General features: G+C 57.3%; 11 protein-coding genes. 8 read left to right on the forward strand and 3 right to left on the reverse strand.

Annotated elements, in window-relative coordinates; all coding sequences use genetic code 11:
• Window positions 1–109: 109 nt before the first annotated feature.
• Window positions 110–1,219 carry a TauD/TfdA family dioxygenase gene (locus tag MED193_RS14225; protein ID WP_009810437.1) on the reverse strand — a complete coding sequence of 370 codons (1,110 nt, stop codon included), beginning with the start codon at window positions 1,217–1,219 and terminating at the stop codon, window positions 110–112.
• Between the two features lie 355 nt (window positions 1,220–1,574).
• Between MED193_RS14225 and MED193_RS14230 the strand changes: the two genes are divergently transcribed.
• The 4 genes from MED193_RS14230 to MED193_RS14245 all read left to right on the forward strand — a co-directional run bounded on the left by MED193_RS14230 (window position 1,575) and on the right by MED193_RS14245 (window position 4,384).
• Window positions 1,575–2,363, forward strand: coding sequence for an exodeoxyribonuclease III (locus MED193_RS14230; protein WP_009810438.1), 789 nt, complete (start codon window positions 1,575–1,577; stop codon window positions 2,361–2,363).
• Between the two features lie 231 nt (window positions 2,364–2,594).
• The gene (locus MED193_RS14235; protein WP_009810439.1) at window positions 2,595–3,527 is read left to right on the forward strand and encodes a tetratricopeptide repeat protein; all 933 of its coding nucleotides are present in this window, start codon (window positions 2,595–2,597) and stop codon (window positions 3,525–3,527) included.
• A gap of 27 nt (window positions 3,528–3,554) precedes the next feature.
• Window positions 3,555–4,199 carry an LON peptidase substrate-binding domain-containing protein gene (locus tag MED193_RS14240; protein ID WP_009810440.1) on the forward strand — a complete coding sequence of 215 codons (645 nt, stop codon included), beginning with the start codon at window positions 3,555–3,557 and terminating at the stop codon, window positions 4,197–4,199.
• The gene (locus tag MED193_RS14245) at window positions 4,196–4,384 is read left to right on the forward strand and encodes a Trm112 family protein (protein WP_009810441.1); all 189 of its coding nucleotides are present in this window, start codon (window positions 4,196–4,198) and stop codon (window positions 4,382–4,384) included. The genes MED193_RS14240 and MED193_RS14245 overlap by 4 nt, the downstream gene beginning before the upstream one ends.
• A 109-nt stretch (window positions 4,385–4,493) precedes the next feature.
• Here the strand turns inward: MED193_RS14245 and MED193_RS14250 are convergent, their stop codons facing one another.
• Entirely contained in the window at window positions 4,494–5,720 is a 1,227-nt protein-coding gene (locus tag MED193_RS14250) for a UbiH/UbiF/VisC/COQ6 family ubiquinone biosynthesis hydroxylase (RefSeq protein WP_039966207.1), read from the reverse strand.
• Window positions 5,721–5,875: 155 nt separating this feature from the next.
• Between MED193_RS14250 and MED193_RS14255 the strand changes: the two genes are divergently transcribed.
• From MED193_RS14255 to MED193_RS14270, 4 genes are all read left to right on the forward strand, one after another.
• Window positions 5,876–7,210, forward strand: coding sequence for an amidase (locus MED193_RS14255; protein ID WP_039966209.1), 1,335 nt, complete (start codon window positions 5,876–5,878; stop codon window positions 7,208–7,210).
• 142 nt (window positions 7,211–7,352) lie between these two features.
• Window positions 7,353–8,537, forward strand: a complete 1,185-nt coding sequence (locus tag MED193_RS14260) for an aminotransferase class I/II-fold pyridoxal phosphate-dependent enzyme (protein WP_009810444.1) — start codon at window positions 7,353–7,355, stop codon at window positions 8,535–8,537.
• Window positions 8,538–8,650: 113 nt separating this feature from the next.
• Window positions 8,651–11,698 carry a DNA translocase FtsK gene (locus MED193_RS14265; RefSeq protein ID WP_009810445.1) on the forward strand — a complete coding sequence of 1,016 codons (3,048 nt, stop codon included), beginning with the start codon at window positions 8,651–8,653 and terminating at the stop codon, window positions 11,696–11,698.
• Between the two features lie 79 nt (window positions 11,699–11,777).
• Window positions 11,778–12,380, forward strand: coding sequence for an outer membrane lipoprotein carrier protein LolA (locus MED193_RS14270; protein ID WP_039966908.1), 603 nt, complete (start codon window positions 11,778–11,780; stop codon window positions 12,378–12,380).
• A gap of 925 nt (window positions 12,381–13,305) precedes the next feature.
• Here the strand turns inward: MED193_RS14270 and MED193_RS14280 are convergent.
• Window positions 13,306–13,893 (reverse strand): hypothetical protein, encoded by a 588-nt coding sequence (locus MED193_RS14280; RefSeq protein ID WP_009810448.1) that lies wholly within the window; start codon window positions 13,891–13,893, stop codon window positions 13,306–13,308.
• Window positions 13,894–13,934: the final 41 nt, after the last annotated feature.

Consider the following 13,934-nt stretch of genomic DNA (forward strand, 5'->3'; position numbering starts at 1 on the left):
GACACATTTTCTGCACATCTTTAGTGGTGTTCGCATCCCGCGCATGTCCGGGTCATGACATGCACCTCCCTGTTGGACTGGGCCGGGCTTTGCGCCCGGCCGTTTTTCCTTAGCGGGCCAGCAGGCGCAGGCGGCTTTCAAATTCACCGCGATCGATGTAGCAGCCGTGCAGATGCCGGAACCCTGTTTGTGGATCAAAAGCTTCGCGCCCATGCAGGACGCGGCGATTGTCAAAGACCACCATCTCTCCAGCCTTGAGTTTCAGCGTGACCAGATAGTCGACACTGCGGGTTAGGACCATGAACCGGCGATAGGCGCGGTAGTAGCGGGTCATTAAATCGGGTGCGAGGTCGAGGATGTCTGCCAGATGGGCGTTGAAACAGATCTCAATGATCTCGCCGTCTTCGTCTAGATTGATAACCTGTTTGCGGTTGCGGATGTCTGTGTCCTGATCGTGGAAACGGAACGGGATCGACACGGTGGACAACAGAGAGAAGGCCTCTGGGTCCGCGCCGCGCAGGTCTTCGGCGATGGCGTAGCCGTCGCAAAACAACGAGCCACCGCCCATGGCCTCATTTGCCAGGCAGTGCAGGAATTGAAAGCCGGGCGGCAGTTCCTGGTTGGTCAGATCCGTGTGCAGGGGCAGGGCAATGGGCGTATAGGCGAGATTGTTTGGGTTGGGTTTGGATTGGACCTCAAAGGTAAGGCCAAAGTTGGTTTCCCGCAAAAAACCGATACGACGTGCGACCTCCATGCCCGCCTCAGTGCTGTCAGCCAGTCCTTCAACAATGGACAACCCGTATTTCTGGGTCTGGACAAGCCAGTCTTGCAAGGCTTGGTCTGAATTCAGGATTGCATCTGCCTGGGCACGGGGCACCCCCGCAGCGCCAAGATCTTTACGCCAATGGGTAAAACCGGTGCGGGCGGGATCGGCGGCATACTGACCCGGGCGGTGTGCGCTCAACCAGTTGAGATCAAAGGTCGATACGGTTTTCTCCCCCTGCCACCAAATTGTGAGGGTTGTGTCAGTGGTGTCGATTTTGTCAGGGGTCACATCCAGCGGGATAGCGGTCAGATCTGCAATTCGTTCTTGGGTCTGTGGGTGAAAGCCGGCAGGATCATTGTCGCGCAACCAGATATAGGGAAAATCAGCGCTGCTACCATCGGGAAAGATTACGTGAACAAGGGACTCGTCAGAGCGAAGAGAGGCATTGGCCATGGATAGGCCTCCATAAAAAAGCATGCACGCAGGCATGTTAGACAGGTAAAAGGGTGGTAAGAGGCTGAAGGGTCAGCCCAAAAAGGCGCGCCCAGGGGGCGGCCACCAGTCATAGGCTTTTTTGTAGGGGTGCCCTGGTCGTTGTCCCAGGACAGATGAGCGTGGCACGGCGCTGAGCCTCTGTGTGAAGAGCTGTTTTGCCAGCTTTGGAAAAGGAAGTGAAAAATGGCAAGCAAATTTCACCAAAATCCGATTTCATGTTCAAAAAAAGATGCCTCATTGACTTTCCACTCTAGAGGTTCCCCTTCTGTTCATGCATGTTCAGGAGCAACACACCTAGGAAGAGAGACGCAGAATGGCCTTTACCCTTGCCACTTGGAACATCAACTCTGTCCGCCTGCGTGAAGGGCTGGTGCAGAAACTCATGCGAGAAGAGGGCCCGGATGTGCTGTGTCTGCAGGAATGTAAAAGCCCGGTGGATCTAATCCCAACTGAGGGTTTTGCCAAGCTGGGCTATCCCTACATGGTCGCAAGGGGCCAAAAGGGCTATAACGGCGTTGCTATTCTGTCGCGTTTGCCCATTGCCGAGGCAGGAGCGGAGGATTTTGCCGGTCTTGGCCATGCCCGCCATATCGCAGGGCGGTTGGAAAACGGCGTCACGGTCCATAATTTCTACGTGCCTGCAGGCGGCGACAAGCCTGATCGGGAGGTGAATGAGAAGTTTGGCCAGAAGCTGGACTACCTCACCGAGATGCGGGATTGGTTTAAGGCCGCGGCGCCTGAAAAATCTATTCTGGTTGGCGATCTAAATATTGCGCCGCGCGAAGATGATGTCTGGGATCACAAGAAAATGCTGAAAATCGTCAGCCATACTCCGGTAGAGGTCGACCTCCTGGCAGAGGTGCAAGATGCTGGAGGATGGGCCGATGTGACACGCGCGGATATTCCCGAAGGTCTGCTCTATAGTTGGTGGAGCTATCGTGCCAAGGATTGGGACGCTGCAGATAAGGGGCGTCGCTTGGACCATGTCTGGGCCACCGAAGACATTTGTCAGGCAGCGCATTCCAGCCGCGTGTTGCGGGCGGCGCGCGGTTGGGAAAAACCCAGCGACCATGCACCAGTTTTTGCGACATTTGATCTGTAGCCCTTCTTTGAAGAAGAGGGGGGCTCTCCCGCCCGTCGATCGGGCATCACAGATGCCCGCCTCCCGTTGGGCCCAGCGCCGCGCTTATGCGCGGCGCGGTTGCGCATTGATCAGTGTGATTTCACGCATGGAGAAATAGCGTGAGAGAGACCTGAGGCGAACTCCTCTCTTGGTTTCTGCGTCCCGGCGTTCCATATAGGGGCCAAGCTTCAAACGGAGAAGATTGGGACAATGGATATTATTGGCGGAGCGGGCACAGCAGCCCCCGCAGGTGATGTGATCAAGGACGTCGGCGAGGCGACCTTTATGCAGGACGTGATCGAGGCCTCGATGCAGGCTCCGGTGATTGTGGACTTCTGGGCACCTTGGTGTGGTCCTTGCAAGACGCTTGGTCCCGCGCTGGAGGCTGTGGTGACCAAGGCCAAGGGTGCGGTCACCATGGCTAAGGTCAATGTGGATGAGAACCAGCGTTTGGCGCAGGCCTTGTCGCAGCAGGGGTTGCCGCTGCAATCTATTCCAACGGTCGTTGCCTTTGTCGAAGGGCGCCCCATTGATATGTTTCAGGGCAATATCCCTCCAAGTGAGATCGAAGCCTTTGTAAACAAGGCGATCGAAGCTGGTGGAGGCAGTGCAGACGGCGGTTTGGGCGAAGCCTTGGAAGTGGCCGAGCAGATGCTCGCAGATGGTGACGTTGCGGATGCGGCGCAGACCTTTGCTGCGATTATCGGTGAAGATGACAAGAGCGCAGCTGCCTATGGCGGGTTGGCGCGGGCGCATATCGCTCTGGAAGATCTGGACCAGGCCGAAGCGGTTCTAAATGGTGCTCCGGCGGAAATTGCCGATGCCGCAGAGATCGAGGCCGCGCGGGCACAGATCGAACTGGCGCGACAGGCAGAGAATGCCGGACCGGTTGCGGAACTCGCTGCCAAAGTGGAGGCTAATCCTGAGGACCTGGAGGCGCGGTTTGAACTGGCACAGGCACTGCATGCCGCTGGCGATGCTGAGGCTGCTGTGACGGAACTCCTGGAGCTGTTCCGGCGTGATCGTGAGTGGAACGATGGTGCCGCCAAGGCGCAGCTTTTCACCATCTTTGATGCGTTGCAGCCAAATGATCCGGTTGTTTTGAATGGCCGTCGCAAGCTGAGTTCATTGATATTTGCCTAATTGGGCTACTGCCCTACAGTAATATCCATGATGCACATCGCAGATCTGCCGGACACTATTGCTGTCTTTCCATTGCCCAGGGCGATTTTATTGCCCAGGGCGCGCTTGCCCCTGCATATCTTTGAACCACGCTATTTGCAGATGTTCGAAGATACGCTGAAAACGCCGGAGCGCCTGATTGGCATGATACAGCCCTGCACGGGCTCTGGGGATGCCGGGGCCTTGCAGGCCATCGGCTGCGCTGGGCGGGTAACCCAGTTCTCTGAGACCGAAGATGGCCGCTATATGGTAACCCTGTCGGGCCTATCCAGATTTCGCATTATGGAAGAAGTCACTGGCTTTAGCCCGTATCGCCGCTGTGCGGTGAACTGGGGTGGATTTGAAGGCGATCTAGTCCATGCGCCAGACGTGGATAGAGAATTTGACCGCAACCGGTTTTTGGCTTTGCTGGGACGGTTCTTTGTTAGCCAGGGGTTGTCGACCGATTGGGAGTCGTTGAAAGAGGCCGAAGATGAGCTGTTGATAAATTCCCTGTCGATGTTGTTGGAATTTGATCCCGAAGATAAACAGGCCTTGCTAGAGGCTCCCAGTCTTGCCACAAGGCGCAAAACGCTGGTGACATTGATAGAGTTTTCCCTCAGGGGCGGCGCAGATGAGGATATCTTGCAATGAGTGATACAAAATCGGCGACTTTTGATCGGCGCATGTTGGAGGCCCTGGTCTGTCCACAAACCCAGGGGACCTTGGAGTATAACGCAGAGACGCAGGAATTGTTGTCAAAGGCGGCCAATTTGGCCTTCCCAATCCGCAATGGCATTCCCGTCATGCTGGTGGATGAGGCCCGCACCTTAGACTAGACCGGCTCGTCTTCTCAGCATGTCTTGATGGTTCAAGGAATGCCAGCTGCCTTGCCTTTAGTTGCGCTAAAAACTCTAGGTTTCCTGTGTTTCAAAGAGGGACGAGCGGTCAGATGGCTTTACCTTTGAGTAGACGCGGCAAATCGCCCGTCAAACCGGCGGCCTCACGCATGAAGCCGCGTCGGAGGCCTGGTAGGCTGTTGACCAGCCCCATCCCCAGATCCCGGCCAAGGCGCAGCAACGGGTTGTCGTTGGAAAACAACTTGTTAACCATATCTGTGCCAGCCACAAGCGTGGCCGTGTCAAAGCGGCGCCACTGCTGATAGCGGTCCAGAACCAATGATGAACCGGCGTCTTCACCTCGCCGCTTGGCCTCAGTCAGGATCTCTGCCAAGGCACCTACGTCGCGCAGACCGGCATTCAGCCCCTGTCCTGCGATGGGGTGCAGGCCATGGGCCGCATCGCCAATCAGTGCCATGCGCGCAGCCGTGAAGCTATTGGCGACGGTCAGGTTCAGCGGATAGGTAAAGCGTTTGCCAGCTAGGGAAATCTCGCCCAGGAAATTTCCAAATCGTGGCTTAAGCGCGGCGATATAATCGCTTTCATCAAGCTGTTGGATCGCCTCGGCCATCTCGGTCTTTTCACTCCATACAATCGAAGAGCGGTTGCCCGGCAGGGGCAGGATTGCCAGAGGGCCTGGTTCCATAAAAAACTGATGGGCAATGCCGTGATGTGGTTTTTGGTGTTCAATCGCGCACACCAGTGCAGTTTGGCCATAGTCCCAGCCCGTGCGCTTGATCCCGGCGCGCGCGGCAGTGCCGCTTTTGCGACCGTCTGCCCCAACGAGGATACCACCGCGCAGGGTGTCACCACTTTCCAAGGTCAGCGTGACCCCCGTTTGATCCGGTTCCTGTGCCACCACGCGGGCCTCATTGATCAGGGTGATGCGAGGGTCATCTGCCATTGCCTTGAGCAAGGCGCGGCGCAAATAGCGGTCCTCCAGCATATAGCCCATTGGGCCATCTTCGATCTCGCGGTGATCAAAATGCACAAAAAATGGTGAAGCCCCTTCACCAACATGGCCATCGCTGGCTTTGATCTCCAACATCGGTTGGGCCTGGTCTGCAACCATGGTCCAAATCCCGATCTGATCCAGTAGACGCTGGGAAGCCAGTGCCAGCGCATAGCCGCGCCCGTCAAAGTCCTCCTTTTCAAACCCGCCCCGGGGTAGAGCATCCACAAGGGTGACGCTGTGGCCGGTTTGGGCCAGAGCCAAGGCCAGAGCGGGGCCATTCAAGCCACCGCCTATGATCAGAATATCGGATGTGTTTTTCATATCTCGCAATATGCGCCGATTGGCGGAATTGTCCATGGCGGTGCTGCGCAATTTGGCAAATCTCAGCCACTGGTCGGTAGGGAATCGGGGCTACGGGATTGTACGGGTTTAAGCACAAGGCTACCGTTGCAAAAAATTCAAACGGAGAGATGGCAATGCAGGACTGGCTAAAGATGAGCGCCGCAGATCTGGGGCGGGGAATTGCGGCGCAGGAGATCGACCCCGTTGCCCTGGCACAGTGCTACCTCGCAGCCATAGATGCGCATGCGCACCGAGATCTCATCTATAGTGAGGTAACCCACGAACGTGCTTTGGCGGAAGCCACTGCCGCCGCTGAGCGCGCGCGGATGGGCCTGCGACGCTCGCCCTTGGATGGGGTGCCAGTCAGCTGGAAGGACCTGTTTGATTCTGCGGGTGCCAAGACCGAGGCAGGATCTCACTTGCTCAAAGGTCGGGTGCCGGATCAGGATGCCTTGGTCTTGGAAATCGCGACCTCGATGGGGGCTGTGTGTCTCGGCAAAACCCACATGAGCGAGCTGGCCTTCTCTGGCCTTGGGCTTAACCCTGTGACCGCAACGCCGCCCTGCGTGAATGACGAAGCCGCCGTGCCAGGGGGCTCTTCCTCCGGTGCGGCGGCCTCGGTGGCTTTTGATTTAGCTCCGATGGCCATTGGATCTGATACTGGTGGCTCGGTGCGTATTCCTTCTGCCTGGAATGACCTGGTGGGCCTGAAAACCACCGCAGGGCGGGTGAGCCTGGAGGGTGTGGTTCCGCTGTGCCTGAAGTTCGACACCGTTGGCCCATTGGTGCGTTCGGTCGAGGATGCCGGTCTGGTTTTGGGGCTACTGGAGGGCACAGAGGGGCCGGATCTGCGCGGTGCAGGCTCCCTCAAAGGGCGGCGCTTTGCCGATCTGCAGAGCATAGCGCAGGACGAGCTCGACCCTGTTGTCGCTCAAAGTTACGCAGAGGCCCTGCAAAAGCTGCAAGAGGCCGGGGCAGAGATTGTTCCGCTGGAGGTGCCTGAGTTGTCAGAGGCCATGGGGTTGAGCGCAATCCTGTTCACCACTGAAGCCTATGGCCTGTGGAAAGAGGTGATCGAAGCCAGTCCGGACGTGATGTTTGACAAGATCCTAGAGCGGTTCCGTTCCGGTGCGCAATTTTCGGGGGCTGATTATGTCGCGGCCTGGGGGCGGCTGGAGCAAGCCCGCATGGCCTGGGATCAGGCAACGGTCGGATTTGATGCGGTCCTATCACCGACCTGTCCGATCCTGCCCCCAAATCTGGCGCGGCTGCAGCAGGAGGAGGATTATTACGTTCAGGCCAATTTGCTGACCCTGCGCAACACCCGCATTGGCAATCTGATGGGCACCTGCGGCTTGAGTCTGCCCACAGGCACCCCTAGCTGTGGTTTGCAGATGCTTGGCCAGCCCGATTGTGAAGAGGCGTTGCTGCGGCTTGGGGTCGGCGTCGAGGCCGCTTTGGCGGGATAAGGGTGCTGCGGCAAAGATCCAAAGTCTGGCTGGAATGCCACAAATTTAGCCAAGGCCACATCCTGTGGCTGGACGCATTGGGTCTTGCTCTGTAATTTAGCTCCAAACGGGGCGCGAATGATCCCGAACTTGAGGCACAGCTATGAACTTCCCTGAGCGGTTTGCGAACCTGCCAGCCTATGCGTTTCCGCGATTGCGGGCGCTTTTGGACCATCACACGCCTGGGGGCGATGTGGTGCATATGACCATTGGCGAGCCAAAACACCAGTTTCCCCAGTGGGTGACAGATGTCATCGTCGAGAACGCGGCGGGCTTTAACAGCTATCCGCCCAACGATGGGTCTGATGAATTGCGCGCAGCAATCGCGGATTGGGTCTCGTCCCGCTACGGCGTGACTATGGACCCGGCGACGCAGATGATGGCGCTCAACGGGACCCGCGAGGGGCTGTATAATGCTGCCATGGCGCTTTGCCCTGAACAAAAGAACGGTCAGACACCCGCGATCCTGATCCCAAACCCGTTTTACCAAGTCTATATGGTGGCCAGCCTGTCGGTTGCAGCCGAACCCGTGTTCCTCTCCGCCACGGCAGCAACAGGCCATTTGCCAGATTATGAGAGCCTGCCGGATGAGCTGCTGGAGCGCACGGCGATTGCCTATATCTGCTCGCCTGCCAATCCGCAGGGAGCGGTAGCGGATCGCAGCTATTGGCAGCGGCTGATTACCCTGGCAGAAAAGCACGATTTCTGCATCTTTGCCGATGAATGCTACAGCGAGATCTATCGCGACGCGGCCCCCATTGGCGCCCTCACAGTGGCGCAGGAAATGGGCGCGGATCCGAACCGGGTGGTGCTGTTTAACTCTCTCTCCAAACGTTCAAACCTACCGGGGTTGCGGTCAGGGCTGATTGCCAGCGGTGCGGAGAATATCAAACGAATCAAGCAACTACGGGCTTACTCTGGGGCGCCCTTGCCGGGGCCTTTGCAGGCCGCCGCGGCAGCGGTCTGGGCGGATGAAACCCATGTGGTGGAAAACCGGGCGCTTTATGTTGAGAAATACAAAATCGCGGATGAAGTTTTTGCCGGGCTCGACGGCTATGTATCACCCGAGGCGGGCTTTTTCCTTTGGCTTCCGGTGCCAGATGGCGAGGAAGCGGCACTGAAGCTGTGGACGCAGACCGGCGTGCGGGTCCTGCCTGGTGCCTATCTGGCGCAGGGCAGCGGCGAGGGGAACCCTGGTGCTGGCTATATCCGGGTGGCACTGGTGGCCGCGCCCGAGGTGACGCGGGAAGCGCTGACCAAACTGCGACGCTGTCTTTACGACGCTTGAATGACTGCGATGGCCCCGGGGCTCTTGGGGACATGGCCAATACTTAAGAACGACCGGTAATTAGATCCTGTGATACAATCGGGACACATCGGCAACAATGAACCGAGGTAGGCATGGCATTTCAAACCCGCAGCAGGGACCCCCTGCTTGACAGTTCGATGCAGGCGGCGATCGAAAAGCGTGGCAAGGAACTGATTGGGATCTTCCTGATTGGCCTCGGCGTTTTTGTGGCTGCGATGGTTGGCTCCTATACGCCGGATGACCCCAATTGGATGGTCTCTACCGATGCGCCGGTGCAGAATTGGCTTGGCCGCCCTGGGGCCTCGATCGCGGCACCCTTGTTCATGATTGTGGGCTGGGCGGCCTGGAGCCTTGCGCTGACGCCATTGGCCTGGGGCCTGCGGTTCCTACTGCACAGTGGTGAAGACCGCGTGCTTGGTCGGATGATTTTTGCGCCTGTTCTATTGGCTGTGGCCTCTATCTATGCGGCGACCCTGGTACCGGGTGTCGAATGGAAAGCGACCCATAGCTTCGGCTTGGGTGGATTGTTCGGTGATACCGTCATGGGAGCTTTGCTGACACTCTTGCCAGTCAGTTCGCATTTCGCCGTCAAATTGATGTCGTTGTTGATGGCCTTTGGCATGCTGGCGCTTGGGGCTTTTGTGGCTGGGTTCAGCCGGGGTGAAATGTCCCGCGCAGGGCGCTATCTGACCCTGGGCTTTGTGATCATCTATGGCGGCATTGCCAGTCTGCTGGGGCGGGGTGCCACCAGCGGCTTTAAAGCCGCTATGGCGCTGCGTGAACAGCGTCGCGCGGCCAAATTGCAGGCCGAAGAGGACGCCTGGATTGCTGAAGACGATGGCGCGCAGATGTTTGAAAGCTATCCGCAGAGCGGCACTGGTGCAGAGGCTGCTGAAGATGACTTTGTTGAGGGCAGGCCTGAAAAGGTTGGGCTGTTTGCTCGCGTGCCAGGCTTGATGCGTCGCTCTGACCCCGAAGAGATCCCAGATCAAATGCCGGAACCAGAGCTGGTGGAAACGGCGCAATCTGGTGAATCCTTGCTGTCAGGCGATGCGCGGATTTCAGAAAAGATCGCCAGCGCTGTGCGCATTCGTCGTGCAGCGAGCCAAGCGCCAGACCATGACCCGGATCTCCCCCTGACCAAGGGACGTGGCAAACGGGCGGAGCCTTTGTTGTTTAATCCAAACGCAGCCCAAGCCAATTTGCCACCTGAGCCACCACTGACCGCAACACAGAGCACTCCTGCCGCGCCTGCAGCGGCCGCATTTGCGCCTTCTGCTCCAGAGTTACATCAGGTTCCGGACCTTGAGGCCGCTTCGATGGAAGCAGAGCCCTTCCAAGAGAGAGCGGCTCCTGACCCCACAGCTATGGATGTATCCTCAGAGCTTGCGCCAGATCGGGTTGCCTCAGAAGATCTGCCTGCAGGTCGCGTGATCAACCGCGAATTTGGTGCAGCGCCAAAGACGGTTTCTGCTCAAAAAGCTGCGGATCCGGTTGAGTATGAACTGCCCGTCGCCACGCCGCGTAAAGCCGTTGTGGAGCAACCCCAGCGTAAGCCAGTGCAGCCCTCGACGCGGGCCAAGGCCGAAGCCCAGCCTGCGTTGGCCTTTGAGGATAATGCCGCCGATTTTGAACTGCCGCCGCTCTCGCTGCTTGGCCACCCCAACGGGGTCGAACGCCACCACCTGAGTGACGAAGCTTTGGAAGAAAATGCGCGCATGCTGGAAGTGGTGCTGGATGACTATGGCGTGAAGGGCGAGATCGTCTCGGTGCGTCCTGGTCCTGTTGTCACCATGTATGAACTGGAACCAGCCCCTGGTCTGAAGGCCAGCCGTGTGATTGGCCTGTCCGATGATATTGCGCGCTCGATGTCAGCCTTGTCAGCGCGGGTCTCGACCGTGCCGGGTCGGACGGTCATTGGCATTGAACTGCCAAATGAAAAGCGCGAGATGGTGAACTTCCGTGAAATCCTGTCGTCGCGCGACTATGGGGATGGCATTCAGAGCCTGCCTTTGGCGCTGGGCAAGGATATCGGTGGGTCCTCCATGGTGGCCGATCTGGCTAAGATGCCGCATTTGCTGATTGCCGGGACCACGGGCTCGGGTAAATCGGTTGCGATCAATACCATGATCCTGTCGCTGCTTTACAAACTGTCACCAGAAGAATGCCGCTTGATCATGATCGACCCCAAGATGTTGGAGCTTTCCGTCTATGACGGTATCCCGCATCTGTTGTCGCCTGTTGTGACCGATCCCAAAAAGGCGGTCGTGGCGCTGAAATGGGTGGTCGGCGAAATGGAAGACCGCTACCGCAAGATGTCCAAGATGGGTGTACGCAACATCGCCGGCTACAATGGCCGGGTGAAGGAAGCCCTGGCCAAGGGCGAGATGTTCAGCCGCACGGTGCAGACTGGATTTGATGATGACACCGGCGAGCCGGTGTTCGAGACGGATGAATTCGCCCCCGAGGCGCTGCCCTATATCGTGGTGATCGTCGATGAGATGGCCGATCTGATGATGGTGGCGGGCAAGGAGATCGAGGCCTGTATTCAGCGTCTTGCGCAGATGGCGCGGGCCTCTGGTATTCACCTGATCATGGCCACTCAGCGCCCCTCGGTGGATGTGATCACCGGTACCATCAAGGCCAACTTCCCCACCCGGATTTCGTTCCAGGTGACCTCCAAAATCGACAGCCGCACCATCCTCGGCGAAATGGGAGCTGAGCAACTCCTGGGCATGGGCGATATGCTGTACATGGCCGGCGGTGCCAAGATCACCCGCTGTCATGGTCCATTCGTGTCGGATGAAGAGGTCGAAGAGGTAGTGAACCACCTCAAACAGTTTGGTCCGCCGAGCTATATGAGTGGGGTGGTGGATGGTCCGGATGACGAAAAGGCCGATAATATCGACGCGGTTTTGGGGCTGAATACGGGGGGCAACACCACTGGAGAAGATGCGCTCTATGATTCTGCGGTGCAGATCGTCATCAAAGATCGCAAATGCTCCACCTCTTATATCCAGCGCAAGCTGGCCATCGGTTACAACAAGGCTGCGCGCCTGGTCGAACAGATGGAAGACGAAGGCCTTGTCTCGCCCGCAAACCACGTGGGCAAACGTGAAATCCTGGTACCAGAGCAATAAATCGCGCATGACACTGCGGGGCCGGGTCAGAAATGATCCGGCCTCTTTTCATTTGAATGGCAAGGCTTATCTAGATCTCATGAAACAAATTTTGCATGCTATCGCGCTGAGCTGTTGCGCCCTTGTCTTTTCCACTGCCGCCTGGGCCGAAGGTAAGCTGAGCCTGAATGAGATCTCCGGCTATCTGAACGGGATGAAGACCGCGACGGCGAGTTTCACCCAGATCAATGACGATGGCACCCTGACCACCGGTAAGCTTTACCTGCATCGGCCGGGCCGGATGCGGTTTGAATATGACGGCAAAGGCGGGGGCACAGTGGTGGCCGGGGCTGGCGCTGTGCGCATCCATGACCCGAAATCCAATCAACCGCCCGAAACCTTCCCGCTGAAGCGCACGCCGCTGTCGATCATCCTGGCCAAACAGGTGGATCTGGGGCGCGCCAATATGGTGGTGGGGCACGGCTTTGACGGGACCTCGACCGTAGTGCAGGCGCAGGACCCTGAAAACCCGGATTACGGCAGCCTTGAGCTGATGTTCACGGGCGAGCCAGTTGAGCTGCGCAAATGGGTGGTGCATGACGGGGCAGGGGGCAAAACCACCGTTATTCTCGGAGCGCTGGAAACCGGTATGCGCCTGCCCTCGACACTGTTCAGCCAAAATGGCGGTGGCAGCTCACCCTAGCGGCATGGTTTTTTCTGCGAGACTGAACACCTGATCATAAGTTAAATTGATAGACCTGAAACGCTCCGCAGTCCTGATACCCGACCTGACGTGGCTTACTCGCTTTTAAGTAATATGCATCTGCGCGCGACAGTTTATCAAATGGGGCCCTAGGCAAAATAGTGGTGTTAGGAAGAGCCATATAACTTGGGGGGGACTGGAAAACTTTTTCTAGCCCGCTTGCATCTCCTTGGGTGAAAATTATTGCCTGAAGTCCCGTAAATGGGAAAAATCTATATCTTAGAAAGACAGATGCCGGTTTGCACTGTGCTGCGGCCGTAAACTCATTTACCTTGACTGGAGTTCGGCAGAGGTTCTGTCTGTTGATCTTGATTCCGCGCAGGTCATTGCACCATGGTTCCAACGGAACCCTGGCTGAGGTGTCTGCTTGATGGACAATCTCGATATTGGATGCCACTGGCAGTATTCGTAGTAACCGCTCACTGTGTTCAATGCTCTTGACGAAAAACCATACCCACACAAAAGCGAGAGAGACCAGAGCAATAAAAGCGAGAGCTGCGTACTTTATATTCATGAGTCTTTTGGTCCTTTTTTGATCGAAACGTAAAGATTCCCAATTTTAGAAAATTCGTTCTGCGTGATTTCAATAAAGCTCTGTAGCTTTCGTACGTAGGATTGGTTTTCTAAACACCTGACGCCCATCCTTGTCTTGGATACCGTAGCAACGAGACGCGACAGCCACCAGCGTCTCTATAACCCCTAACTTTTCTGGCTACATCATTGCAGGCGGCCATCCCGCCCTCCCATGTGGATCACACCGGAGGGGCGATTATTCTAGAGTACCTGTTCTCTAACAAAGCTAAGAGGAGCCAGAACTGAACAGCCGGAGCTTGTATAGGTTCTAGGCCAGTTTGAGCCCCTTGGATCAGCGGGCGCGGCGGCAGGTGGCGAGCTGGGCCTGGTACATCTGCGAGCGGGCCTCGACCTTGCTGGCAACGCGCAAGAGCCAGGTTTTTGACTTGTAGGTGCCACGAGCATAGCCAGTGTGACCGTCGTGATAGGCCAGGTACTGGTTGCGCGCATCATAGAGCGGGATGCCGTTCTTCTCGAGACTGGTGTTCATATACCAGCCCATGAAATCGGTGGCGTCCTCGATCCGGTCGCGTTTGGCGCGGCGCCGTCCGGTGTCGCGTTTGTAATCCTCCCAGGTGCCATCTAGGGCCTGGCCATAGCCATAGGCGCTGGATTGCCGCCCCATGGGGATCACGCCCAGCAGGTATTTATGCGGGGTGCGGGCATTGCCGCGGAATTTGCTTTCCTGATGGATAGTGGCCATCTGCACATGGATGGGCACGCCCCAGCGGCGCTCGGTGGCGCGGAAGGCATTCAGGTATTTGGGCCGCTCCTTGATGATACTACACGCATTGTCCAGATTGCGGGGTGGGGTATTGGGACCACCACCGCAGGATGCGACGACCAGAAGAAGGGCGAGTGCGACGATGATTCTGCTCATTGCCTCTGCCTATGTGTTATATTTTTTTGCCATTCTAGCGA

Origin of the sequence: Roseobacter sp. MED193, from assembly GCF_000152965.1 — a bacterium.
Lineage (GTDB): Bacteria > Pseudomonadota > Alphaproteobacteria > Rhodobacterales > Rhodobacteraceae > Pseudophaeobacter.

Bases quoted from the DNA above. Each gene is read 5' to 3' on its own strand.
- MED193_RS14230 (WP_009810438.1), top strand. From the start codon at position 1,575: ATGGCCTTTACCCTTGCCACTTGGAACATCAACTCTGTCCGCCTGCGT.
- MED193_RS14265 (WP_009810445.1), top strand. From the start codon at position 8,651: ATGGCATTTCAAACCCGCAGCAGGGACCCCCTGCTTGACAGTTCGATG.
- MED193_RS14250 (WP_039966207.1), bottom strand. From the start codon at position 5,720: ATGAAAAACACATCCGATATTCTGATCATAGGCGGTGGCTTGAATGGC.
- MED193_RS14245 (WP_009810441.1), top strand. From the start codon at position 4,196: ATGAGTGATACAAAATCGGCGACTTTTGATCGGCGCATGTTGGAGGCC.
- MED193_RS14225 (WP_009810437.1), bottom strand. From the start codon at position 1,219: ATGGCCAATGCCTCTCTTCGCTCTGACGAGTCCCTTGTTCACGTAATC.
- MED193_RS14240 (WP_009810440.1), top strand. From the start codon at position 3,555: ATGATGCACATCGCAGATCTGCCGGACACTATTGCTGTCTTTCCATTG.
- MED193_RS14235 (WP_009810439.1), top strand. From the start codon at position 2,595: ATGGATATTATTGGCGGAGCGGGCACAGCAGCCCCCGCAGGTGATGTG.
- MED193_RS14270 (WP_039966908.1), top strand. From the start codon at position 11,778: ATGAAACAAATTTTGCATGCTATCGCGCTGAGCTGTTGCGCCCTTGTC.
- MED193_RS14260 (WP_009810444.1), top strand. From the start codon at position 7,353: ATGAACTTCCCTGAGCGGTTTGCGAACCTGCCAGCCTATGCGTTTCCG.
- MED193_RS14255 (WP_039966209.1), top strand. From the start codon at position 5,876: ATGCAGGACTGGCTAAAGATGAGCGCCGCAGATCTGGGGCGGGGAATT.
- MED193_RS14280 (WP_009810448.1), bottom strand. From the start codon at position 13,893: ATGAGCAGAATCATCGTCGCACTCGCCCTTCTTCTGGTCGTCGCATCC.